The following is a 23,696-nucleotide window of genomic DNA, read 5'->3' on the forward strand; positions in this document are numbered from 1 at the left end:
CACGGATCTGGGGGTGTTTGCCATCGACAAGAAGGGCGGCACCGGCATGCGCCTGATCGAGCTCGCCGAGGGCGTCACTCTCGACGAGATCAGAGCCAAAACCAACGCCGCCTTCAAAGTCGAACTGAGCGGCAACCAAGCAACCTGATCGACTTTGCATCGCGAAGCTCTTTTCCAGAGGCGGCTTGTCCTTCAAGCCGCCTCTTGGCGTTTCTTGCGGTCCTCCTGTGTGCGGCCGCCATAGCCCCAGCTCTCCGCCGGGATCTCGTGAAGAACGATGTAGGTCTCCTCCTTCAGGTCGGGACCGAGGACATCTTTCAGAAGAGACATTTCCTCGGCGATGAAGCCAGCCTTTTCCGAAGAAGTGTTCGTTCCGGCCGTGATCAGCGCCTGAACATGCGCGGCGATGGGCGGCGGCTCGCACCCGATGCTCCAGCTCGCAGCATGCACCTGCTCCAGCAGCACCGACGTCAAGGCCGGGTTCTTGCCGAGCACCGAGCCCATCAATCGTGTCGTGCCCTCGTGAAGGGCGCGGACCTGATCGCCATGAAGGGACGGGGCGAGAATGGTTAGGCGAACGAACGGCATGAATGTCTCCTTGGCCGAGATTAAGGCCAAGGGAGGTTAGGGGGACATGACTGTTCTGAATAATTGATTATGCTCATCCGAACGTTTCGAATTTTAGAACGATCATGCGCATCAACCTTGAAACAGACATCTTGCGTACACTCGTCGCGATCTGCGACAGCGGTGGGGTCAATCGAGCGGCGAGCCTCATCGGCCGCTCCCAATCGGCCGTCAGCCTGCAGATCCGAAAGCTAGAACAGCAGGTCGGAATCGCGCTGTTTCAGAAGCAGGGCCGGGGGCTGGTTTTGACGGAGGCGGGCCACGTGCTGCTCGATTACGCCCGGCGAATCCTGGCCATGAACGACGATGCCGTAAGCGCCGTCAGGGGATTTGCCATCGAGGGGAGCGTCAGGTTCGGCATGCCGAGCGACTTCGCCGAAAGCTGGATGCCAACGGTTCTTGGACGCTTCAAAAGGGCTCACCCCGACATCCACATCGAGGCGAAGGTGGATCGAAACGCAGCTCTGCTGGAGGCGCTCGATACCGGCAAGCTCGATCTCGCCTTGGTTTTCGAGACGAACCCTCGCCCCCACGCGCAGATCCTGGCAACTCTGCCTATCGTGTGGATCGGTCCGCAGGGCGAACAGCCATGGCGCGACGGGAATTCCGTTCCCCTGGTTCTCTTCGAGGCTCCATGTCTGTTCCGCGAGGCAGGCCTTGATGCTCTCAACCAGGCGCAACACCCATGGCGGATCAGCTTCACCACTCATAGTCTCGCCGGCGCATGGGCCGCTGTCGGGGCGGGCTTGGGCGTGACGCCGCGCCCGGACATAGCCTTGCCGCCGCAAGTCAGGGTTCTGCGTGAGTCCGTGCTGCCCGTGCTGCCGCAGGTTTGCCTGTCGCTGCATGACAGCCACAATTCCAGGATGCCTGCCGTCAAGCGGTTTCGGGAGAGTTTGCTGGAAACCTTTCCCTTATGAAGAGGACGCGTCCGCCGCCTTCGGGCGCGCCTCTGCGCTGCGCACCAGCTGGATCACGGGCACCAGCCCGATGAGGACGATGACGAGCGCCGCGAGCGATCCGTCCTCGAACCGCCCACGCGAGGCATAGGTGTAGACCTGCGTGGCGAGCGTCTCCGTGTTGAGCGGGCGCAGCAGCAGGGTCGCCGGCAATTCCTTGATGCAATCCACGAAGATCAGCAGGGCCGCGCTGGCGAGCGCCGGGCGCATGAGGGGCACCTGAATCCGCCAGACCATTTCCTTGCGGGATGAGCCGAGTGTGCGCGCCGCGTCCTCGAGGCTCGGCGAGACGCGATCGAGGCCTGCTGAGAGCGAGCCCGTCGCGATCGACAGGAACCGCAGCACATAGGCGATGATGATGCCGCCTGCGGTGCCCATGAGAAGCAGGCCCAGCCGCTCGCCGGTGAGGCTTCTCCAGACCATGCCGATCAATCCATCGATCTTCACCAGGGGCGTCATGAGCCCGAGCGCGAGAACCGTGCCGGGCACCGTATAGCCCAAACCGGCCACGAACAGGGTGCTCTTCGTCAGGGGGGATTTCGCGATGCGGGCGGCGGAGACGAGCAGCATGGCGAGCGCCAGGACCGCGAGCGTCGCCGTCACCGACAGACCGATGGTCGTCAGGAGATGCTCGATAAACTCTTCGTCGAATTGCGAGACGAGGCTGCCGCGCAGGATCTCCCGCACCAGAAAGGCGAGGGGAACGACGAAGCCGAGGACGACCGGGATGGCGCAGAGCACGGTCGCCAGCAGCGCCCGCCCGCCCGAGAGCGGCTCCGGATGCACGACGCGCGAGCGCTTCGCCGAGGTGGCGTAGCGCCGGTCCCTGCGCCCATAGCGCTCGATCAGGATCAGCCCGACGACGATGGCCAGCATCACGCAGGCGATCTGCGCTGCGCCCGGGAGGCTGCCGCGGTTGAGCCAGGTGTTGTAGACGGAAACGGTGAGGGTGCGAACGCCCAGATACTCACTGGCGCCGATGTCGTTCAAGGCTTCGAGCAGCGCGAGAGACAGGCCGACCGCGAGAGCGGGGCGGGCGAGGGGCAGGGCGATGACGCGGAACAGCTTCAGGCGGCTCGCTCCGAGAACGCGCGCGACCTCCAGCATGCTCGCGCTCTGGGTCAGGAACATCGCACGGGCGGCGATGTAGACATAAGGGTAGAGCACGGCGGACATCACGATGATGCAGCCGTAGAGGGAGCGGACCTCGGGAAACCAGTAATCGGAGCGCGAGGTCCATCCCATCGCGTCGCGCAGCGCCATCTGCACGAGGCCGGCGGAGTCGAAAAGCTCCACGTAAATGTAAGCCGTGATGTAGGTCGGCACCGCCAGCGGCAGGGGCAGAAGCCACACGAGGATATTGCGGCCCGGAAAACGATGCGCCGTCACGAGCCAGGCGGATGTGATGCCCATGGAACCCGCGACGAGGGCGATCCCGGCGAGCAGGGCGAGCGTGTCGACGATGCTTGAGGGCAGTACGTTTCGAATGAGATGCGGCCAGATTTCCGCATCGCCCTCCGCCGCAATTCCGACCAGCGCGGCGATCGGCATGAGCACGAGCAGCCCCACCGCAGCCACGGCGGCGGAGAGCCACCACGGGATGCGCTTTGCCGCCCGCCAGGAGGCTGGGCGAAACAGGAGGTGGGATTCAGCGGTCGCTTTCAATGTGAAACGGCGCTGCCGTCATGGGCAGCGCCTCCTGCTGTGAGAGCAGCTTCAAGACTGCTCATCGGTTATTGATCGAAGCCGACCTTGTCGACCATTTCGCTGGCCTTCTTGCGCAGTTTCGCGATTTCCGCAATCGGCACATTGTCCGCCTTCAACTCGCCGAAGGAGGCGATGGTCGGATGGATCGGGATGCCGGCCTTAATCGGATATTCCGAATTGGCCTCGGCGTGGATGCGCTGCGACTCGTCAGAAACCATGTACTCCATGAATTTCACGGCATTCGCCTTGTGCGGCGCATATTTGGCGAGCGCGAGGCCGGACACGTTCACATGCGTGCCGCCGCCTTCGAAGGTGGGAAGGATCACGTTGATCGCCTCACCCCACTTCTTCTGTTCCTCGTCCTTGCCGTTGCGCATGAGCGAGACGTAATAGGTGTTGCCGATGCCGATGTCGCAGACGCCGGCCAGGATATCCTTGGCCTGCTCGCGGTCGCCGCCGGATGGCTTCCTGGCGAGGTTCGCCTTGACGCCCTTCAGCCATTGCTCGGCCTTGTCCTCGCCCATGTGAGCGATGGCTGCGGCAAAGAGGCTGATATTGTAGAGGGCCTGGCCCGAGCGGGAGCAGATCTTGCCCTTCCACTTGGGATCGGCGAGCTCTTCGTACGTGATCTTGTCCTGCTTCACGCGATCCTTGGACGCATAGACCACACGGGCGCGCAGGGCGATGCCGAACCAGTGGCCCTCCGGGTCGCGGTAGGCGGCGGGAATGACCTTCTCCAGCGCCTCGGACTTCACGGGCTGCGTCACGCCGTAATCCTTGGCGGCCTGCAGGCGGCCGATATCGACGGTGAGGATCAGGTCTGCAGGGCTGTTCTCGCCTTCGGTGCGGATGCGCTCCTCGAGGCCGTTGCTGATGAAGATCGTGTTGACCTTGATGCCCGTCTCTTTGGTGAACTCGTCGAGGACGGGCTTGATGAGGCCGGGCTCGCGGGTGGTGTAGATGTTGAGGGATTCCGCAGCGAGGGCGGATCCGGCCATGGTGCAAAGAGCGGCGGCGCCCAGGAGGAGAGTGCGCGTCAATTTCGTCGTCAGCATTATGAAATTCCTTCACCAGCAGCGTCGAGCAGGTGCAAGCCCAGCCCGCAGATGACGCAACAATCACGTTCGGTGACGTTCGGTCAAGAAAAATGTGAGATAAAACAATAACTTATAGAGTTTCTAAACTGGCTCTCGATTAGAGAGATTCTAAGCTGAGACGGCTTGGCGAACGGGAGCGTGGTCCGGAGCGGCAGCCTTCAGGCGCGCCACTTCGGCCTCCAGGCGCTCCATGTTCTTGAACATGCGCTCACTGGTCAGGCGCAGGAAATAGAAGCCGAATTCGGGGTTCTGAAAGTAGAGCTGACGCACCTCGTCATAGGAGATGGTCAGCACCTCGCCGCCCTCCACGCATTCGAGCGTCTGCGTGCGGCGGTTCTCCGGCGACATGAAGCCCATTTCGCCGACGACCTGTCCCTGCCGCAACTCGATGTCGAGCTCATTCAGACGATAGCGGCCGGAAAGGGTGTAGAACATGCAGGCCGCGCTATCCCCCTTCGCGAACAGGATCTCGCCTGTCTTCACCGTGCGGCGGGTCATGAAGGGCTTGAGCCATTCCATCGAGAGATCGCTCTTCGAGGCCCGTTTCACTTGGCGGATCAGGCGGAGCATCTGATAGAGACGTACCGAATTGAGAGGAAGAAGGATCAGATTGACCGTGATGCTGGGATAAAGGCGCATCGCCAGCGCATAGGTGAGCGACACGGCATTCGTCGCGATTCCGATGCAGCGCAGGGGGATGATCGTACGCATCGCGCTGCCGGTGATCGCGAGAGCGGCCGCCAGCCACGCCAGTGCGTCGAGCCAGGTCAATCCGTGAAGCCAAGCCATCGGACCCATTTCCCTCTTAGTTTCGTAACGTCATATACCTACCATCCAGTCATGCAAATACCACAGCGTTGAGGATCCGCATCACGTAGTAACTCAGTTGATCTCTGAACTCAGGAAAAAGGCCCCGGATGGGGCCTTGAACATGCTTCCACGGTTGTGCCGGACGAGGCTCACGGGCGCGGCGGAACGAGTCTGTCGGGAACGCTCAGCCCCCGGCGCTGGGGCTGCGAGCCCGTGGTCGCAGGGACAGCGGAACCTCTCGGCGCGCTGCTGCCGACCGACGGCGGCGGAGGGAGATCCGTGCGTGGCAGCACGCCTTCGGGTTTTGGCGAGGCCGAGCATCCGCCGAGAGCCAAGCCCACGGCTGCAAGAAGGGAAAAGATCACTGTCTGACGCATGCATAAGTCCTCGGTATCTGTCGCTGGAGCATCGGACGTGAAAAGTGCACTTGCACTTCTGGGAACCGTCCGATGCTGCCTTCTTGGAAGAGCGCATCACGGGATGCGGCCCCGAAGGGCTGCACGATGCGCTTAGAGCTAGGCCATATCGGCGGCAAGTCGAGCGATCAATCGCCTAAATTCCTAGGGCGGGGCTCCCCCGGCGGATGTTGAGACCTACCTTTGTACGAAGGTTCGTTACTGCCGCTTGAAGAGGAGATCATGGGACTCGATCGGGTGAAGATGAGGACAGGGCCACTTGGCGGAGGAGGCATCCGGATACTCGGCGCCGCGCTAATGTTGGCCGTCTGCAGCGGGGCGGCCGAGGCGAGATGCCAGGATTCGCCCGGTCCCGGCGTCGATTGGTCCGGATGCTCCAAGGCGCGTCTCATGTTGAACGGAGAGGATCTGTCGGGCACCAAATTTCAGCGGTCGCTTCTGACCCTGAGCGATTTTGCCGGCTCGAAGCTCGTGGAGGCTGATCTCAGCGAAACGGAGATCAGCCGGACGCGCTTCGAGAAGGCTAACTTGTCGAAGGCCAATTTCACCAAGGCTCTTGGATGGCGGGCGAATTTCGCCGACGCCATCCTGACCGACGCCGAGTTCTCTTCCGCGGACATGAACCGCTCCAACTTCGCCCAGGTTCAGGCCGCAGGGGCCAATTTCCAGAAGTCGGAGCTCAACCGGTCGGACTTCAGCGGCGCCAATCTGGAACGGGCCAACATGTCGAGGGCCGAACTCGCGCGGGTGATCTTTCAGCAGACGAAGCTCACGGGCGTCGATTTCAGTTATTCCAATCTCTCGCGGGCGCAGCTGCAAGGTGCCGTGCTGCAGGATGTCTCCATGGCCGGGAGCTATCTCTACCTGACGCAGCTGGCCGGTGCGGATCTGTCTTCCGTGAAGGGCCTTGCCCAGGCGCAGATCGACATCTCCTGCGGCGATGCGCAGACCAAGCTTCCGCCAGGACTGACGGCCCCGCAGAGCTGGCCCTGCAGCGGCGATGAGGATTGAGATGCTCCAGATCCGCAACCAAAGGTCAGCTTAACCGTTATCATTTTTGAGCCTCGACGGTCCCGAACAAGATTCTAGGAGCAGGCCCAGGTGACGACACTCAAGGAGTTCGAAGACGCTCTTCGCGAGCAGGGCATGCACATGGCGCTCGCGATTCTGGAGAAGCTGCGCGAGAGAGATCGCGGGAAGCGATCCGTCGCTCCGGCGCGGCGTATCGCGGGGCGTAAGATGACGCCCGAGCTCGCGCGGCGCATCCTCGAACTCCATGCGACCACGGAAATGACCCAGCAGGAAATCGCCTTCGAACTCGGAGTCAATCAGGGTCGTGTCAATGAGGTCATCAAGCGCGGCAAATGGCTGGAGGACGACCCGACTTCCCCCGAAGCGGTGGCGAGGGACAGGGCCAAGGCCCGGATGAAGGGCGCAACCGGCCGCACCCGTTCCGGCAAATCCGCCACTTCCGAAAAACGCCCCGATCGCAAGCCTGCCCGTCAGGCCCAGTTGAGCCTCGGAGATCTGTAGGTGGGGCGATTCGCCAAGAAAAAACCCTGCCCGGAGGGCAGGGTGGATAGTTGTCTCCTCGCCTTCGGTTGCTAACCCGAAAACACGATCATTAGGGCATGGCGAAAAGTTAATGTCAAATTAAACTGACACGCATGCTCATAGTATTAGAATTTATACCTCTAATGAGATTGGCTATACAAAAGGGCTACTACTTTTGCATCTAAGATATTGATGTGCTTATAATTCGGTGTTGCTTTCGCGCAATAGTAATTTTGACTTGGGAGGGCGTAAGTTCTTGCCGTGGATCCTCAAACAGGGGTTACGGTTATGAAAAAATGTGTATTGAGCCTACTTGCGGGAGTTGCAGGTGTTGCCTTCGCTGCAGCGACTGCTTCTGCGGCGGACCTCGCCCGTCCTGCTCCTCCGGCGCCGATCATGGCGGCTCCTCCGATCTTCACCTGGACCGGGTTCTATGCCGGTGTGAACGCCGGCTGGGGTTGGCGCAACGATAACAGCGAGTCCGTGATCGTTGGCGGTACGGTTCCCGGCACGTTGTTCTTCGACAACAACAATGACGGCGGCTTCACCGGCGGCGGCCAGATCGGCTACAACTACCAGATGGGCTCGTTCGTGATCGGTCTCGAGACCGATATCCAATGGGCGGACACCAATCAGGATGTGCGGGTCACCTTCAGGCCGGTCGGGGCTCCTGGAACCTTCATCCCCGGTGAGTTCAACAACAACCTATCGGATTGGTTCGGCACGGTGCGTGGCCGCGTCGGCGTGGCCTTCGATCGCGTCCTGATCTACGCCACTGGCGGTCTCGCCTATTCGGACAACGACACCGGCTGGACTGTCGGCGGCGGTGTGGAATGGGCGCTGCCGGTCAACTGGTTCGGCTCGTCGGCGGTGACCTTCGGCCTGGAAGGCCTGTGGCTCAGCTTCGACAACAACAACGACCACAACAACGGCTTCGTCGGGACCTTCACGCCCGTCGGCGGTCCGACCGTCAATGTCATCGCGCCCGACTTCGGGAACAACAACGACAACGAATTCTTCGTTGCGCGCGCCAAGCTGAACTTCAAGTTCGGCACGTACTGAGGCGCCTTGTATCGAAGAGAGGGCCCGGGCAGTTCCCGGGCCCTTTTGCTTGGTCCGGTCGGACAGCAGAAGGATTGGCCGCGGCCCGTCCGTTGTCCGGATCATGGCCGCGGCCTCGGCCCGTGTTTGCCCCCACGGGAAGCTAAGCCCTAGACCCTGAAAAGGTGACCTGAATGAGGCGCGAGCCTAGGAATAAAAATTTTGAAAAAAGTTTGGAACAATCCCAAAGGGGTCCACGTTAGTAAGGTTCTCCGGTCCTTTTTGCCCCTACGGCCGGACACCTTAGAGCACCTTCGGGTGCTTTTTCTTTTGGGCAGGACGGGTTCGCTCCGCCGACAACGGCGCTCTCTCAGAGAGGGGCGACGTCCGTTCCTCTACCCGCGCTCGTCCACGATGACCTTACCGTCAGCCGGGAGGGCGCCCGGCGCGACAAGCGTGACGATCCCCTTGAGCTTCGTGACGGAATGCAGCGTGGTCGCCACCTCCGTCGCCAAGGCGTCCGAGGCCTCCCCACATTCGGCTAGCAGGGTCATCACGTCGGTTTCATGCTCCCGCTCGACCAGCAGACGGAGACGTCCGAGTTCGGGATGCCGGCGGCCGATCTCGGCCACCTGCTCGGGGCGCACGAACATGCCCTTGACCTTGGTGGCCTGGTCGGCCCGGCCCATCCATCCCTTGATGCGCGTATTGGTCCGTCCGCAGGAGCTGCGCCCCGGCAGGACGGCGGTGAGGTCGCCGAGTGCCAGGCGGATGAAGGGGTGATGCGGGTCGAGAGTGGTGACGACGATCTCGCCGATTTCGCCCTCTGCAACCGGATCGCCCGTGCCCGGGCGCACGATCTCCACGATGAGGCCCTCGTTGATCACGAGGCCTTCGCGCGCGGAGGTTTCATAGGCGATGAACCCGAGATCGGCCGTGGCATAGGCCTGGTAGGCGTCGATGCCCCTGTCGGCGAACGCCTCCTGAAGCGATTTCGGAAAGGCAGCGCCCGATACCAGTGCGCGCTTGATGGACGAGATGTCCCGTCCCGATGCGGCCGCTCCGTCGAGCAGGATCTTCAGGAAGTCCGGCGTGCCGCAATAGGCGTTCGGACGATAGGCTTCGATCAGTTCCAGTTGCTGCTCGGTATTGCCGGGACCCGCGGGAATGACCGCGCAGCCCAGCGCCCGCGCGCCGGAATCCATGATGAACCCGCCCGGGGTCAGATGATAGCTGAAGGTGTTGAGAACGACGTCGCCGGCACGGAAACCCGCGGCAAAGAGACCGCGCGCCGCGCGCCAGGGATCGGATGCGGCGGCCTCCGGCTCGAAGATGGGGCCGGGAGAGGTGAAGAGGCGACCGAAGGATCCCGGTGCATCCGCAATCAAGCCGCCGAAGGGCAGGGCCGTCTTCTGCAGCGAGGCGAGTTCCGATTTCCGCAAGATCGGGATGCTGGCCAACGCCTCGCGGTTTCTGACGTTCTCGACATCGATCCCCTTGAGACGTTTTGCGTAGGCGGGTGCTTTGAGAGCGCTCCTCAGGATACCGGGGAGGCTGTCGAAGAGAGAGGCTTCGCGCAAGGCGAGATCGCGGGTTTCGAGATCGTCGTAATGATCTGCCAAGGCCTCTCCTCCGCTTCGCCGCGATCGCCCTAGAGCATGCCGCCGATGTCGAAGTGCGTGATCGGCGGCATGCAGGTCATGGTGGATGAGCCGTCTTGGCTTGGCAAGCAGGTTAGGCTTGCGCAAGGGCTCCGAATGTTCCGGATGTAGGCTCCGGCCCGAACTGGTTTGCGCCCGGGCTTCCCGGCTGGCAGAAGAGATAGATGAGGCCGATTGCGCCGACGAAGGGAATAAGGCCGACGAGAAGCCACCAGCCCGAGCGGTTCGTATCGTGAAGGCGGCGCGCTCCCGCCGAAAGGGTGGGGACAATCGTCGCGAGAGCCACGATCAGGCCCAACACAGGCATGCCGTTGAGCAGGATGGAATCCAGCAGATTCGCTACGATCGCCAAGACGATGACCGGCAGCATGAAATACCAGTATTCCGGACGGGACGAGCGGCCGGAAAATTCCGCGAACTTGCCAAGGCCGATTCTGACGGCCTGCTCCACATTCTTCCTCAAGACTTCGATGTTCATTGTTGCCCCCTTGGTTCAAGGTTTTCACATGAGTCGCCTGTGACTCCGTTTCTGTGCTAAAAATGTTATGCTGTTGCGTCAAGCTCTCGCCGGAGGCGCTATCTCTGCTAGGCAAGCCATCTCTTGCGGCGCTTGTAGCTTTTGACGTTGCGGAATGATTTTCGGTCTCCCTCGGACACGCCGAGATAGAACTCCTTCACGTCCTCGTTCTCCCGCAATGCCTGCGCGGGGCCGTCCATCACCACGCGGCCCGTTTCGAGAATGTAGCCGTAGGTGGCGTATTTCAGCGCCATGTTGGTGTTCTGCTCGGCGAGCAGGAAGGACACGCCTTCCGACGTGTTGAGGATTCGCACGATCTCGAAGATCTCCTCCACGATCTGCGGCGCGAGCCCCATGGAGGGCTCGTCGAGCAGGATCATGGAGGGCTTCGACATCATGGCCCGGCCGATGGCGCACATCTGCTGTTCGCCGCCGGAGGTGTATCCCGCCATCGAGCCGCGCCTTTGCTTCAGGCGCGGGAAGTAGTCGTAGATCGCCTCCAGGTCGCGCCGGATGGTGGCGTTGCCGTCCTTGCGCGTGAAGGCTCCGGTCAGGAGGTTCTCCTCGATGGTGAGGTGGCCGAAGCAGTGGCGGCCTTCGAGAACCTGGATGCAGCCGCGCCGCACCAGCTCGTTGGGCGAGAGCTTGTCGACACGCTCGCCCTTGAACTCGATCGAGCCCTTGGTCACCTCGCCGCGCTCGGCATGGAGCAGGTTGGAAACCGCTTTCAACGTCGTCGTCTTCCCCGCGCCGTTGGCCCCGAGCAGGGCCACGATGCCGCCCTTGGGCACGGTGAGCGACACGCCTTTGAGCACCAGGATCACATGGTCGTAGACGACCTCGATGTTGTTGACGGCGAGGATGGTTTCGGCAGGTTGGTGCTGGATCTGAACAGCGCTGCTCATGGGCGTGTCCTCTGCTTTCTGCCTCCCGTATGGGAGTGCCAGGGTTGGGGCTGTCGAGGCCTCCCATCGTCATGACCGTCCCCGAACTTGATCCGGGGATCAGTCCCGGCCATCCACGCCTCACGGGCGTAGTCGCTCCAAGGCGTGGATCCCCGGGACAAGCCCGGGGATGACGGAAGGGCTGGATCAGCTCGCCTTGTCGCAGGCTTCCGTGCGCTTGGGCCAGCCGGCGTTCTTCTCGGCGTAGTCCTTCGCTGCGGCATCGAGCTGAGCCTTCACGCGGTCGGTCATCGGCTCGATGGGATCGGAGATCTTCACCCATTTCGCGCCGTCCCATTCCTGCATGAAGGCGGGGCGGTGGCCGTTGTGGTCCGCGCAGCTGAGCGTGAGGGTCTCGGTGAAGCCCTCGAGCCCGAGCTCCTTCAGGCGGGCCGGATCGAGCTTGATGTTCTCCATGCCGCGACGCACGTCCTCGCCGGTCACGGCCTTCTTTCCGGTGACCTTCTGGGCCATGGCGATGCCCTCGGCGATCAGAAGCGAATTATAGACGCCGCGGTTGTAGAGAAGCTCGCCCACCTTGTCCTTGGAGGCCTTGGACAAGCCCTTATCGACCACGAGCTTCTGGATGTCCTGGAGGGCAGGGAAGTTCGTGCCCACCGCATGCCAATTGAGCATCTTGAAGCCCTTGGCGCCGGCGCCACCGCTCTTCGCGTCGTCCTCGCTCGGCCACCAGACGGAGTAGAACTTGTCCATCGGATAGCCCGAGCGGACCGCTTCCTTCACGGCCGCGCCGTTCATGGAGCCCCAGCCCCACATGATCATGTAGTCGGGCCGGTCGCGGCGGGCGCTGAGCCATTGCGAGGACTGGTTCTGCATGTCCTGCGCGGCCACCGGATAGAGCGCGACCTCGAAGCCGATATCCTTGGCGAGTTCCTGCAGCAGCGGGATCGGCTCCTTGCCGAAGGCCGCATCGAGATGAATGAAGCCGATCTTCTTGCCCTTCAGCTTTTCGAGCCCGCCTTCCTTCTGGCCGATGTACTTGATGATCATCGAAAGGCCGTCCCAGTAGGTGGCCGGTGGATTGAAGACCCAGGGGAAGATGTCGCCGCGCGCCGAAGCGGAGAGGCCGTAGGCCATGGAGAGGATCGGGATCTTGTCGACCGACGCGCGCGGGATCAGCGGCAGGGTGATGCCCGTCGACCACGGATTGACGATGACCGGGTTCTTGCCCTTCACCGCCTCGTAGCACTCGACGCCCTTCTTGGTGTCGTAGCCGGTCTCGCATTCCTCCAGGACGAGCTTCACCCCGCCGATGCCGCCGTCGCGCTGGTTCAGCATTTCGAGATAATCGTGCATGCCGTCGGCGATGAAGGTGCCGGAGCCCGCGAAGGCGCCCGTGCGGTAGGTGAAGAGGGGGACATAGATCGAATCCTGCGCGAAGGCAGGTAGTGCCGTGCCGGCGAGCATCGTCGCGACGGCCAATCCCAGGCTCATTGTGCGAAACGACATTCTCGTTTCCTCCCGTTGTTGGTCCGGCTGAGCCGGATTTTTTCAGTTTCCGTCTCCTTTTCGCGCGGACCGTCAGTAGGGGAACGGCCAGACGAGGAGCTTCTGCTTGCCGATCTGCCAGAGCCGCGCGAGGCCGTGCGGTTCGACGATCAGGAAAAAAATGATGAGGGCGCCGGTGATCATGAACCGCAGGTGCTCGATGGTGTCGGAGCCCACCGAAATCCCGAAGGGCGACAGCAGGGCGGGAAGCACCATGCCGAGGACGATCGGCATGATGAAGATGAGCGCCGCGCCGAAGAACGAGCCGATGAGGCTTCCCAAGCCTCCGATGATCACCATGAAGAGGATGAAGAAGGACTGGTTGATGTTGAACACGTCGTATTCCGCGCCGCCGTACCAGAGGAAGACGAGGAGCGCGCCCGCGACGCCGCAGTAATAGGACGAGACCGCGAAGGCGAGGAGCTTCGTCTGGAGCGGGCGGATGCCCATGAGTTCCGCCGCGAGGTCCATGTCGCGGATCGCGATCCACATGCGCCCGATGCGGCCGTGGACCAGGTTAGAGGCGAGCCAGGTGAGCAGGATGACGATGGTCAGGACCAGGAGATAGCGTGTTTGCGAGGTGGCGTTCGGGCCCATGATCGGAACGCTGAAGAGGGTGCGCAAGGGCGCGTCGAGCGCGCCCGAGACGTTGTAGTTCACGAGCCATGGAATGCGGATGAAGCACCATTGCAGGAAGAATTGCGCGGCCAGCGTCGCAACCGCGAGATAGAAGCCCTTGATGCGCAAGGAGGGCAGGCCGAACAGCGCGCCGACGGCGGCGGAGAAGAAGCCCGAGACGAAGATCCAGACGATCACGTTCACGCCCGGAAACGCCGTCATCAGCTTGTAGCAGGCATAGGCCCCCACGCCCATGAAGGCGCCGGTGCCGAGCGAGAGCAGGCCCGTATAGCCCGTGAGGATGTTGAGGCCGATGGCGGCGAGCGAGAACACCAGGAACGGGATCATCACCGCCTGAAGCAGGAAATCGCTGCCCAGGAAGGCGAGGGCATAGGCCCCCACGATGATCAGGCCAAGACCGATCCTGTCCTGGCGCAAGGGAAAAATCGCGGAATCGCTGACGTAATTCGTCTTGAACTGGCCTGCCTCGCGGTAGAACACGTCGGCGTCTCCTTAAATGCGCTCGATGATCTTCTCGCCGAACAGCCCCTGCGGCCTGTAGAGCAGGAAGAGGAGGGCGATGACGTAGGCGAGCCACGTCTCGATGCCGCCGCCCACCAGCGGGCCCCAGTAGAACTCGCCGAGCTTCTCGCCGACGCCAATGATGAGGCCGCCGAGAATCGCTCCCGGAATGGAGGTGAAGCCGCCGAGGATGAGCACCGGGAGGGCCTTCAGGGCGATGATCTGCAGCGAGAAGGACACGCCCGAGCGCGCGCCCCACATGATGCCCGCCACGAGAGCCACGAGGCCCGCCGCGAACCAGACGATCACCCAGATCTGATTGAGCGAGATGCCGACGGACAGCGCGGCCTTGTGGCTGTCCGCCACCGCGCGCAGCGCCCGGCCGATCCGGGTCTTGGAGAAGAACACCGCGAGCAGCCCGATCATGAGGGAGGCGATCACCGCCGCGGCGATGTCGAGATGCTGCAGCCGGATGGAGCCGCCCAGCGCCTCGATCTCCGTCGTGCCCTGAGGCAGGAAGAGCGCATCCGTGATCATCTCCCGCGGATTGCCGCCGAAGATGAGCTCGCCGAAGCCGATGAGGAAATAGGTGAGGCCGAAGGTGGCCATGAAGAGGATGATGTCGGGCTGGTTCACGAGCGGACGCAGCACCACGCGCTCGACCGCCATGGCCAGAACGAGCATCGCGACGGCCGCGAGGATCAGCGCCAGGAAGGCCGGAACGCCTTTCTCGTAGAGCCCCACGAGGATCAGGGCCGCGAACACCACCATGATGCCCTGCGCGAAATTGAACACGCCCGAGGCCTTGAAGATCAGCACGAAGCCGAGCGCGATCAGGGCGTAGAGCACGCCCGAGACGAGGCCTTCCCAGAGAGTCTGAAGCAGGAGGTCGGGTGCCTCTCCCATGAAGAGGAAGGGTTCGACGAAGACTTTGTAGAGGATGTCCATCGGCTTCCCCTCAATGCGCCACGCCGAGATAGGCGTCGATCACGCGCTGATCGCGTTTCACCTCGTCCGGCGTGCCGTCCGCGATCTTGCGGCCGTATTCCAGCACCACGACGCGGTCAGACAGGTCCATCACCACGCCCATGTCGTGCTCGATCAGGGCGATGGTGGTGCCGTATTGCTGGTTCACCTCCATGATGAATCGCGACATGTCCTCCTTTTCCTCGAGGTTCATGCCGGCCATGGGCTCATCAAGGAGCAGCAGGTCCGGCTCCATGGCGAGCGCGCGGGCGAGTTCCACGCGCTTCTGCAGGCCATAAGGAAGGCGGCCCACGGGGGTTCTGCGGATGTGCTGGATTTCGAGGAAATCGATGATCTCCTCGACAAAGCGGCGATGCTCCACCTCCTCCTTCATGGCCGGGCCATGGCGGAAGAGCTGCCAGAAGAAGTTCGACCGCATCCTGATGGAGCGGCCCGCCATGATGTTGTCGAGGGTCGACATGCTCTTGAAGAGCGCCACGTTCTGGAAGGTGCGGGCGATGCCGCCGCGCGCCGCCTCGTAGGGGCGCATCTTCGGACGTTTCACGCCCTTGAAGGTGATGCGGCCTTCCGTTGGATAATAGAAACCGTTGATGCAGTTGAGCATCGATGTCTTGCCCGCGCCGTTGGGACCGATAATGGCGCGGATCTCGCTCTTGCGGATGTCGAAGGACACGTCCGTCAGGGCCTTCACGCCTCCGAAGCCGAGAGACACGTTCTCGACGGCGAGCAGCACGTCGCCTTTAGCGAGAATGGGATGGTCGGGTGCCCTCATTCTGCGGCCTCCGGCAAAGTCGCTGTCTGTCGCACCGGATAAAGCTTCATGTCCCTGATCTTCACACGGGCGGAGATCACGCCCTTGCGTCCGTCCTCGAAGGTGACCTCGGTGGAGATGTCGGCCTCGGGCGAGCCGTCGTAGAGCGCCTGGATCAGCGGTGCGTAACGTTCGGCGATGAAGCCGCGGCGCACCTTCTGGGTGCGGGTCAGCTCGCCGTCGTCGGCGTCGAGCTCCTTGTGCAGGATGAGGAAGCGCCTGATCTGCGCGCCGCCCATGCGCGGCTCCGAAGCCAGCGAGCGGTTCACCTCGTCCACGTGCTTCTCGATCATCTCGTAGACGCGGGGGTGGCCCGCCAGCTCCTGATAGGACGCGTAGGTGACCCCGTTCCGCTCGGCCCAGTTGCTCACCGCCACGAGATCGATGTTGATGAAGGCGGAAACGTAATCCCTGCCGTCGCCGAAACAGACGGCTTCCTTGATGTTGGGATAGAACTTCAGCTTGTTCTCGACGTATTTCGGCGGGAAGAGCGATCCGTCGCGCATCTTGCCGACATCCTTGGCGCGATCGATGATCTTGAGATGCCCGTCGGCGTCGAAGAAGCCAGCGTCCCCCGAATGAACGAAACCGTCGGGGGTCTTGGTTTCGGCGGTCTTCTCCTCGTCTTTGTAATAGCCCACGAATACCCCGGGCGATCGGTAGAGAACCTCGCCGTTATCTGCGATGCGGATCTCGACCTCCGGGGCAGGGCGGCCCACCGTATCGGCGCGGATCTCGCCGTCGGGCTGCATGGTGATGTAGACGGATGCCTCCGTCTGCCCGTAGAGCTGTTTCAGGTTTACGCCGATGGAGCGGTAGAAGCGGAAGATCTCGGGGCCGATGGCCTCGCCCGCGGTATAGCCCACCTTCACGCGCGTCATGCCGAAGCGGTTGCGCAGGGGAGCGTAGACGAGCACGTTGCCGATCTGCCAGAGCAGGCGATCCCACGCGCTCACGCCGGGTTCCCTGTTGAGGATCTTCTCGCCGACCTTGTTCGCGTGCCTGATGAAGAAGTGGAACATGCGCCGCTTGAGCGCGCTCGCGTCCTCGATGCGCACCATGGTGAGCGTGAGGATGCTCTCGAACACGCGTGGCGGGGCGAAGACGTATGTGGCGCCGACCTCGCGCCGGTCCTCGGCCACCGTTTCGGGGCTTTCGGGACAATTGACGCACAAACCCGCGAGAAAAGCCTGCGCATAGGAGAAGATGTGGTCGCCCACCCATGCGATCGGCAGGTAGGCCAGGATTTCGTCCGTCTCGTCGAGATGGTCGAAGTCGCAGCCGATCCGGGCCGCCGCGATCACCGCATCGGAGGTGAGCATCACGCCCTTCGGGCGGCCTGTGGTGCCGGAGGTGTAGAGAATGATGGCGAGATCCGAGCCTTTGCCGTCCTGCATCTCGCGGTCGAGCGCTGCCGCTTCGCCCGCATCGCCGAGCCGCGCACGGCCCTCCTCGATCGCCGACGCGATGGAGTGCAGACGGCTGTGGTCGTAATCGCGCAGGCCCTTCTCCTCGTCGTAGAGCACACGCTCGAGACACGGCAGCTGGTCCGAGACGGCGAGAAGCTTGTCCACCTGCTCCTGGTCCTGCACCGCCGCATGGGTCACTTCCGCATGAGCGAGCACATAGGCCATCTCCTCGGCCACGGAATCCGCATAGACCGGGATCGGAATCGCGCCGAGCCACTGGGCGGCGGCGATGGTCCAGTAGAGGTGAGGGCGGTTATAGCCGATGACGGCGATCTTGCCGCCTCGCTGGAGACCGAGCGCCTGAAGCCCGCAGGCATAGGCGCGGACGATGGCGTAAACCTCGGCCCAGGTCCAGGATTGCCAGATGCCGAGATCCTTGTGGCGGAAAGCGGTTCGCTGGGGGCGAATGCGCGCATTCCGCGCCAGCAGCTTGGGGAACGTATCTTCGCGCGAGTCCGCAGCCGCCGTCACCGACGTCTCCTCCCTGGACACCACATGCCGGGCGGCATGTGGGTTGGCCTCGTTTCCTCTAGCGCGCAGCTTGTGAACGCCGCGCTTTTATCTTCCGGTCTGTCGCCGGTTGCTCTTTTCGAGCGCTATGAAGAGGTATTCTGTCGCCCCGCTCCGGCATCGGCAAGGGAGGCTCACCCATACCATGGGCTAATATGCCCGCGCGCGTTTTCGGGGCAGGCGCGCGGGGCCTTCGGCGACGGCTACGGCAGAGCCGTCAGCGCCGCGGGCTCGATCTCTTCCGCCGAGACCAGTCGTTCGGCGCCGACCGTGTTCTTGATCCGGTAGACGGGAATACCCCGCTCTTCGGCGACCATGCAGACGATGCAGTAGATCCGACGGTCCGCATAGCCCGTCGAGGGGCGCGTGATCCGGACAAGTTGGCCGATATGAAAAGCATTCATCGTCAGCGCGTCCACCATTCTCCAGAACGTCACGGGCACGGCTGTATGAGGCGAGGCCGTTCGCTGGCCCGGTCAGGTTCCGTGCGATTCCGGATGAAGGATGATGCCTGCGGCACAACGATGACAATGGCCCATTCCGTCGCGGCGACTTTCACAGGCGCACAGGAATGTGAACGGGCCGCCGCACAGGGATCTGGCTCCCTCTTGCGGCGCTGCGGGGATGCGGAAGGCAGGCGAACCCTTCCGCATCCCTCACGATGCAGATGAATCGCTTATTGGGTGGGCTTGGCGGGAGCGCCGCCCGGAGGCGGATTGGCGGGGGTTGTGCTGGCGGGGTTGTTCTTGTCGGTGCTGCCGGTCTGGTCGGGGCCGTCTTCGCCGCAGGCCGTCAGGGCAAGCATCGCGAGAAGGGGCAGGATCGTTCGAATTCGCATGCAAGGCTCCTTTGCAGATCTCCTGTCATGCCGCGTCAACTCCGGGTCGGCGGGAAGGTTCTCCGCCGTGGCGCGCGGAGGATTGCGCCCGGCGCAAGGCTGTGGCTTCGGATCATCGAGAAGGGAGGCCGCGCCCAGGTTGTATCCAGGAGCGCGGCCTATGCCGTGCAAGCCCCCATGCACGGCATTGTTCTTTTAGAGATGTCGTTGGCCTGCGAGCGGAAGAGCCGCCTCGGTCAGCGCGGATGCCTGTAACTCATCGAATGACGCGACTGAACTGGGGAAATATACTTATAGCTTTATTTTTATTCGAAGTGAATCTTTTTTATTGGGACAGAATTCTAAATATTTGCGTTCGAACCTTGGCCGTATTCTTGCGGCTTTACTGCGCAGCCTCCGATCAGAGCGTTCCCCCAGGGCGGGAGCGTTGTGCTAGCCGGAGGCTTTGCGGCAGGTGTTCCGTCACGGGGTACGCTGATTGCACGGAGGCCCGTCTGAGAATGCGAAACGCCTTCGCCTCCTTGATCTTACCGTAAGGAATGTGCATACGGCCAAGCTGTGTTAAGTAAAGCTTAGCCAGCGGGTGCGGCGTCGAGGCGATAGATGCGCTTTTTCTTGATCCTTGCAGGAATGATCGGCTGTTCACTGGGGCCCGCCGCGGCTCAGCCACGGGCGCCGCGTGCCGACTGCCCGCCCTATACTTATGCAAGCGGGGCCCATTGTTTGAAGAGCGCCCCGGATTCGCTTCGAAACAGAGGCGTCTGCCCGGCAGGTTACATCAGCACGGCGGATGGCGCTTATTGCGTCCTGGCCTCGCGGCGGGAATGGGTGAGGGTGAAGTCGAGCTGCCCGGCAGGGTTCAAGCCGAGCCTCGGCGGGGAATTCTGCATCCAGGAATAAGCGGCTGACGCTTACCGGCGCCACCAGCAATCCGTCATCGGGACGGTCGTCTGGCTTCGATGATTGTAGTAGGCCTGCTCCGCCCGACTGTAGCTCCAAGGCTCATCGTTGCAATTCCGACCGAAAGCTCCGAGGTCGTTCTCGAAGGTGACCCATTTGAGCTGCGAATCCGGGCACTGCCCCTCGTATTGGAACGCGATGTTGCCCATCCGGGGATAGCATCGCCGGGCCTCCGCCAGAGCTTCGCCGGACGTAGCGAGGATCAGTATCGAGAAAGCTGCCAGTTTCAGCATGTCGAACCTGTGCGGATGCGAAAGGCCTCTGAGAACCGCCCATCCCGCAGCCGGGGCGAGCTTGGCCGTACCGGGCGCCTTCTAGCATCAACCTTCCTCTGCGTCATGCGTAGAGAGATCATTCCGCAGTCCAAGCCTGGCAATCCAACGAGGAAAGGCGATCCCGGGCAAGGGGCGTTTCGATGCTCTGCAGCAATCCTGCCGTTCCATAAGAAAAAAGCGCCCCTTTCGGAGCGCTTCGGGCTGTTGAGGCCGTCGATTGCCGTCCTAGTCCTCCCAAGACAGATAGGGATAACGGCGCTGAGCAATCTTGCGCTGCCGAAGCGCTTCCAGCCAGCTCGAGCGCAACAGGCGAAGGAAGTTGACGATGATCATAGGGGGCCTCCAGCTCTGACCCCACAATAGGAATTTTGCTGCAATGCGGTAGATAGGTAAGGACAGATGACCTATGTCCGGGTGGCATAGACTAAAGTATAGATCTGCTGTCCGTGGACCGGGACCTCCTCAATCTGAGCAGCATAAGATCCCTCACGCAATCTTCGCGTCACCTTTTCAGAACATCGGAGCCTCGGGCGAAAAGCCGGCGTCAGTGGCTAGGGATCACATGGCTTAAGGGCGCGTGAACGTTGATGGATCCGCGCCGTGCGGAAATGCGGCTCACAGCAGTTTTGAAGGTGCATTGTGCTTATTGGTTGCTTGACGCCGCATAGGAATGTCGTTGAGGAACTCAAGTAGATCCGGGAGCAGGTTCATAACCGCCGCAAGCCTCCGTATCGGTGAACCCAACGGCGTCCTGGTTACTGATGCTCTTCAACTCGTTTGCATTCCTGCTCGTCTTTCTTCCGGTCTCCCTGGCGCTATACTGGCTCGTCGAGCGTTTCCGGCCGCAATGGCGGCTGGGCCTCCTTCTCGCCTTGTCGCTCCTGTTCTATGGCTATTGGGACTGGCGCTTCGTCCCGCTTCTCGCGGTCTCGATCCTGGTGAACTGGCTTGTCGCGCAGGCATTTCTGCGAACGGGACAAGGCCTGTTGATCATCTTGGCTCTCGTCGGAAACCTAGTCGTCCTCGGGATTTTCAAGTACTTCAACTTCTTCGCCCGCTTGGCGGATCTCGTTCCGGGGATCGCGGTTCCGACATGGGACATCGCTCTGCCGCTGGGGATCTCGTTCTTCACGTTCCACCACGTGATGTACTTAATCGACCTGAAGGCCGGGCGTGCGCCGCGTTACGGCCTTCTGCGTTACGCGCTTTACATTGCCTTTTTCCCGCAAGTGCTCGCCGGTCCGCTCGTGCGCTGGAGCGAGGTCATGCACCAGTTCGAGGAGCGGCCTTCCAAGCGCCCTGACGCGGCGGAGCGTTTCGGGCGCGGTTTCATGCTGCTCGCGCTGGGCCTCGTGAAGAAGGTGTTCATCAGCGATCCCCTGGCCGAGTACGTCAATCCGGTTTTCGCCCAGGCCGCGGCCGGGAATGCGGTGTCCGTGGCCGCGGCGTGGCAGGCGACCCTCGGCTTCACGTTCCAGATCTATTTCGACTTCTCCGGCTATACGGACATGGCCATCGGCATGGCCCTGATGCTGGGAATCGTCCTGCCGCAGAATTTCGACAGGCCTTATCTGTCCACGTCCCTCCAGGATTTCTGGCGCCGCTGGCACATGACGCTGTCCCGCTTCCTGCGCGACTATCTGTACATTCCCCTCGGCGGCAGCCGGAACGGCTTTGCCGTCCAGGTGGCAGCCCTTCTCGCGACCATGACATTGGGCGGATTGTGGCACGGAGCAGGCCTGACCTTCGTCGCCTGGGGTGTGGCGCATGGAGTTGGACTTGCGACGGGAGCGATCTGGCGCCGAGCCGGGCTGCGCATGCCGGCTGCCGCGGGTTCGTTGCTGACGATGCTGTTCGTCATGGCCACATGGGTGCTGTTCCGCGCGTCCAGCTTCGATGCGGCATTGCGGATCTATCAGGGATTGTTCGGGTTCGCGCCGCTCGGTGACGGGTTCAAGTGGCGCGCGATTGCCGCGGCGGCGGCTGTGGCTTGCCTCGGCCCGACGACCTGGGTCGCCATCAAGCTCATCCCGCCGCGCCGCGTGATCGCGGTCGGGTTCGCCATCGTCTTCATCGCGGTCCTGCTCCAGATCGGTGACGCGTCGAATTACGAATTCATCTACTTCCAGTTCTGACGGACGGCAGATCTTATGATCGCAGACGCGCAACATCATGCCTGGAGCCGCTTCGTCCGGTGGGCGGTTGGCTCCGCCGTCGGGTTGTTCCTGGCGGTCCTGAGCGGACTCTACCTCATCGATCCTTACGATACGGGCCGCTCGCCGCTCTCGGGCCCGTCCAACCTGCGTGGGCAGAAGGACGTCAATGCCACGGCCAGCGTCGGCCGCAATCCGAAGTTCGAGGCGGCGGTGATCGGCAATTCGACGATCGCTCTCGTCAATCCCTCGCGGCTGACGGCCCTCACGGGGATTCCCTTCGCCCAGTTGTCCGTGCCGGGAACCCTCATTCCCGAGCAACTCACGGTGATGGATTGGTACATGAAGCACCATGAGGGTACGGCGAAAGCCCTGGTGATCAGCATCAACCGGGACACGTGGTGCACGGGCAATCCCAAGCAGGTTGGCGAGAATCCGTTCCCGTTCTGGCGTTTCAGCAATTCCCTTTCCGAATATCTCACCGGCTTGCTCAGCGTCAGCAGCGTCGAGCAGGCGGGGCGGCGCATCGGCCTCGTCCGCAGCGCGAAGGCGCAATCGGCGGCCGATGGTTATTGGGATTACGAGCCATTCTACGCCGAGATCATGGCCGATCGTTCGCGCCGGCGCGCGGCGTTGTTCAAGGAGGGCAATGACCAGCGCGGCTATCCCGACGGATCATTCCCGGCCATTCGTGTGCTTGAGCAGAAACTCGAGACACTGCCACCCGACCTCTCCGTCGTCCTGGTGTTCCCGCCCGTATTCACGACAAAGCAGCCGCGGCCGGGAACCCCGCGCTACGTGTCGGAGCAATCCTGCAGGCGAGGTTTTACGAATTTCGCGGCGAGGCGGCCCAACACGGCAGTGGTGGACTGGTGGCTCGATCGGCCGGAACTTAAGAGCCTCGATTCCTTCATCGATCAGATTCACTACCGTCATCCGATCGCGCGGGGAATCGAGGAGGACATCGCTGCGGCGCTACGGGAGATCCGTCCGCGCGCAGAGTGACGCACGAACCGCCTAGCAGCGGGAAGGGGAGGAGAGAGCTGCTCTCTTCCCGAGGCCTTCAGCTCTTGGGAGAGATGCCGTACCGGCGGCACAGAGCGTCGGCGCGCCGCATCTGAGCTTGCATGATGGCGTCGCGCACCAGGCGAAGGACAGTGATAATGATCATGATGGCTCCTCAATCTGTGCCCGCACCATAGCCATTATGATGCGGTGCGGTAGATAGGTAAGCACAGGTGACCTATTCCTCTGGAGCATAGACTAAAGTAGGGGGCTTCTCTTCGGCGCGGTCCATAACCTCCCAAAAGGCGAGGGGCTCCCGTATGGGCTCAGGCAGGAGGTAGGTACGTCCACTCGATCCTATCCAGCGCCATCGCCAAACGTCGTCATCGCCTCTCTTGGCGCAGAGCTGCTCGCACTGCCGGTACCGTGACCAAAACTGCGCCGTCGCGGGATCGGTGGGCAGAGGGATACGCGGCCAAGCGCGCGGCATATTTCGGAACTTCTCGTAATAGAAGAACACGGAACTGTTTGGCTTCGTTTGTTGCTTCACAAAGCGTGGCAGCTTAACCATGCCGCTTCCGCTCTAGAGCAGATTCGACTTAGACGGGCTCATACCCGCAGTTCCTGATGTAGTTCTGGCACTCATTCGGCTCGAAGGCGTCCAGCAGTTCTCCGATGGTGGTCCAGAGCGCCTCCTTGGTACGTG

Annotated in this window: 21 protein-coding genes and 1 pseudogene; 7 read left to right on the forward strand and 15 right to left on the reverse strand. The window is 62.2% G+C overall.

All coding sequences use genetic code 11. From position 1 onward, the window contains the following. Positions 1–148 (forward strand): annotated as a pseudogene (locus ACS5Q0_RS25730) (succinyl-CoA--3-ketoacid-CoA transferase); the annotation flags it as partial. A 44-nt stretch (positions 149–192) separates the two neighbouring features. On the opposite strand, the gene ACS5Q0_RS25735 reads toward ACS5Q0_RS25730, so the two are convergent. Further along, complete coding sequence (locus ACS5Q0_RS25735; RefSeq protein WP_473129498.1) at positions 193–588, reverse strand: tautomerase family protein; 396 nt, start codon at positions 586–588, stop codon at positions 193–195. A gap of 131 nt (positions 589–719) precedes the next feature. Here ACS5Q0_RS25735 and ACS5Q0_RS25740 point away from each other — a divergent pair, with 131 nt between their 5' ends. Continuing rightward, on the forward strand, positions 720–1,547 hold the full coding sequence (locus tag ACS5Q0_RS25740) for a LysR substrate-binding domain-containing protein (protein WP_473129499.1): 828 nt from the start codon (positions 720–722) through the stop codon (positions 1,545–1,547). Here ACS5Q0_RS25740 and ACS5Q0_RS25745 read toward each other — a convergent pair. The 3 genes from ACS5Q0_RS25745 to ACS5Q0_RS25755 all read right to left on the reverse strand — a co-directional run bounded on the left by ACS5Q0_RS25745 (position 1,542) and on the right by ACS5Q0_RS25755 (position 5,179). Then, positions 1,542–3,251 (reverse strand): ABC transporter permease, encoded by a 1,710-nt coding sequence (locus ACS5Q0_RS25745; protein ID WP_473129500.1) that lies wholly within the window; start codon positions 3,249–3,251, stop codon positions 1,542–1,544. The two genes, ACS5Q0_RS25740 and ACS5Q0_RS25745, sit on opposite strands and share 6 nt — an antisense overlap. A 68-nt stretch (positions 3,252–3,319) precedes the next feature. Beyond that, a complete protein-coding gene (locus ACS5Q0_RS25750) occupies positions 3,320–4,348 on the reverse strand; it encodes a Fe(3+) ABC transporter substrate-binding protein (RefSeq protein WP_473129501.1) in 1,029 nt (342 codons plus the stop codon). A gap of 150 nt (positions 4,349–4,498) precedes the next feature. Then, the gene (locus ACS5Q0_RS25755) at positions 4,499–5,179 is read right to left on the reverse strand and encodes a Crp/Fnr family transcriptional regulator (RefSeq protein WP_473129502.1); all 681 of its coding nucleotides are present in this window, start codon (positions 5,177–5,179) and stop codon (positions 4,499–4,501) included. A gap of 827 nt (positions 5,180–6,006) precedes the next feature. Here ACS5Q0_RS25755 and ACS5Q0_RS25760 point away from each other — a divergent pair. The 3 genes from ACS5Q0_RS25760 to ACS5Q0_RS25770 all read left to right on the forward strand — a co-directional run bounded on the left by ACS5Q0_RS25760 (position 6,007) and on the right by ACS5Q0_RS25770 (position 8,232). Continuing rightward, positions 6,007–6,627: a pentapeptide repeat-containing protein gene (locus ACS5Q0_RS25760; protein WP_473129503.1), complete on the forward strand. Its 621-nt coding sequence runs from the start codon at positions 6,007–6,009 to the stop codon at positions 6,625–6,627. A 90-nt stretch (positions 6,628–6,717) separates the two neighbouring features. After that, complete coding sequence (locus ACS5Q0_RS25765) at positions 6,718–7,149, forward strand: sigma factor-like helix-turn-helix DNA-binding protein (RefSeq protein ID WP_473129504.1); 432 nt, start codon at positions 6,718–6,720, stop codon at positions 7,147–7,149. A gap of 417 nt (positions 7,150–7,566) precedes the next feature. Then, the gene (locus ACS5Q0_RS25770) at positions 7,567–8,232 is read left to right on the forward strand and encodes an outer membrane protein (protein ID WP_473129505.1); all 666 of its coding nucleotides are present in this window, start codon (positions 7,567–7,569) and stop codon (positions 8,230–8,232) included. 374 nt (positions 8,233–8,606) lie between these two features. Here ACS5Q0_RS25770 and ACS5Q0_RS25775 read toward each other — a convergent pair whose 3' ends face one another. From ACS5Q0_RS25775 to ACS5Q0_RS25825, 11 genes are all read right to left on the reverse strand, one after another. Continuing rightward, the gene (locus tag ACS5Q0_RS25775) at positions 8,607–9,833 is read right to left on the reverse strand and encodes a phenylacetate--CoA ligase family protein (RefSeq protein ID WP_473129506.1); all 1,227 of its coding nucleotides are present in this window, start codon (positions 9,831–9,833) and stop codon (positions 8,607–8,609) included. Positions 9,834–9,945: 112 nt separating this feature from the next. Next, positions 9,946–10,350 carry a DUF805 domain-containing protein gene (locus ACS5Q0_RS25780; RefSeq protein WP_473129507.1) on the reverse strand — a complete coding sequence of 135 codons (405 nt, stop codon included), beginning with the start codon at positions 10,348–10,350 and terminating at the stop codon, positions 9,946–9,948. A gap of 107 nt (positions 10,351–10,457) precedes the next feature. Continuing rightward, the gene (locus tag ACS5Q0_RS25785; protein ID WP_473129508.1) at positions 10,458–11,294 is read right to left on the reverse strand and encodes an ABC transporter ATP-binding protein; all 837 of its coding nucleotides are present in this window, start codon (positions 11,292–11,294) and stop codon (positions 10,458–10,460) included. Positions 11,295–11,480: 186 nt separating this feature from the next. Continuing rightward, positions 11,481–12,803 (reverse strand): ABC transporter substrate-binding protein, encoded by a 1,323-nt coding sequence (locus tag ACS5Q0_RS25790; RefSeq protein ID WP_473129509.1) that lies wholly within the window; start codon positions 12,801–12,803, stop codon positions 11,481–11,483. 72 nt (positions 12,804–12,875) lie between these two features. Beyond that, positions 12,876–13,961 carry a branched-chain amino acid ABC transporter permease gene (locus tag ACS5Q0_RS25795; RefSeq protein ID WP_473129510.1) on the reverse strand — a complete coding sequence of 362 codons (1,086 nt, stop codon included), beginning with the start codon at positions 13,959–13,961 and terminating at the stop codon, positions 12,876–12,878. Between the two features lie 12 nt (positions 13,962–13,973). Beyond that, positions 13,974–14,930 (reverse strand): branched-chain amino acid ABC transporter permease, encoded by a 957-nt coding sequence (locus tag ACS5Q0_RS25800; protein WP_473129511.1) that lies wholly within the window; start codon positions 14,928–14,930, stop codon positions 13,974–13,976. A gap of 10 nt (positions 14,931–14,940) precedes the next feature. Then, on the reverse strand, positions 14,941–15,741 hold the full coding sequence (locus tag ACS5Q0_RS25805) for an ABC transporter ATP-binding protein (RefSeq protein ID WP_473129512.1): 801 nt from the start codon (positions 15,739–15,741) through the stop codon (positions 14,941–14,943). Then, positions 15,738–17,720: an AMP-dependent synthetase/ligase gene (locus tag ACS5Q0_RS25810; protein ID WP_473129513.1), complete on the reverse strand. Its 1,983-nt coding sequence runs from the start codon at positions 17,718–17,720 to the stop codon at positions 15,738–15,740. The genes ACS5Q0_RS25805 and ACS5Q0_RS25810 overlap by 4 nt, the downstream gene beginning before the upstream one ends. Positions 17,721–17,962: 242 nt before the next feature. Further along, positions 17,963–18,163, reverse strand: coding sequence for a hypothetical protein (locus tag ACS5Q0_RS25815; RefSeq protein ID WP_473129514.1), 201 nt, complete (start codon positions 18,161–18,163; stop codon positions 17,963–17,965). Between the two features lie 272 nt (positions 18,164–18,435). Continuing rightward, entirely contained in the window at positions 18,436–18,597 is a 162-nt protein-coding gene (locus ACS5Q0_RS25820; protein ID WP_473129515.1) for a hypothetical protein, read from the reverse strand. A 911-nt stretch (positions 18,598–19,508) separates the two neighbouring features. Continuing rightward, positions 19,509–19,790: a hypothetical protein gene (locus ACS5Q0_RS25825; RefSeq protein ID WP_473129516.1), complete on the reverse strand. Its 282-nt coding sequence runs from the start codon at positions 19,788–19,790 to the stop codon at positions 19,509–19,511. A gap of 803 nt (positions 19,791–20,593) precedes the next feature. Between ACS5Q0_RS25825 and ACS5Q0_RS25830 the strand changes: the two genes are divergently transcribed. Then, entirely contained in the window at positions 20,594–21,967 is a 1,374-nt protein-coding gene (locus ACS5Q0_RS25830; protein WP_473129517.1) for an MBOAT family O-acyltransferase, read from the forward strand. 15 nt (positions 21,968–21,982) lie between these two features. Further along, positions 21,983–22,990 (forward strand): hypothetical protein, encoded by a 1,008-nt coding sequence (locus ACS5Q0_RS25835; protein WP_473129518.1) that lies wholly within the window; start codon positions 21,983–21,985, stop codon positions 22,988–22,990. Positions 22,991–23,696: the final 706 nt, after the last annotated feature.

This window comes from Microvirga sp. HS2 (assembly GCF_055792805.1).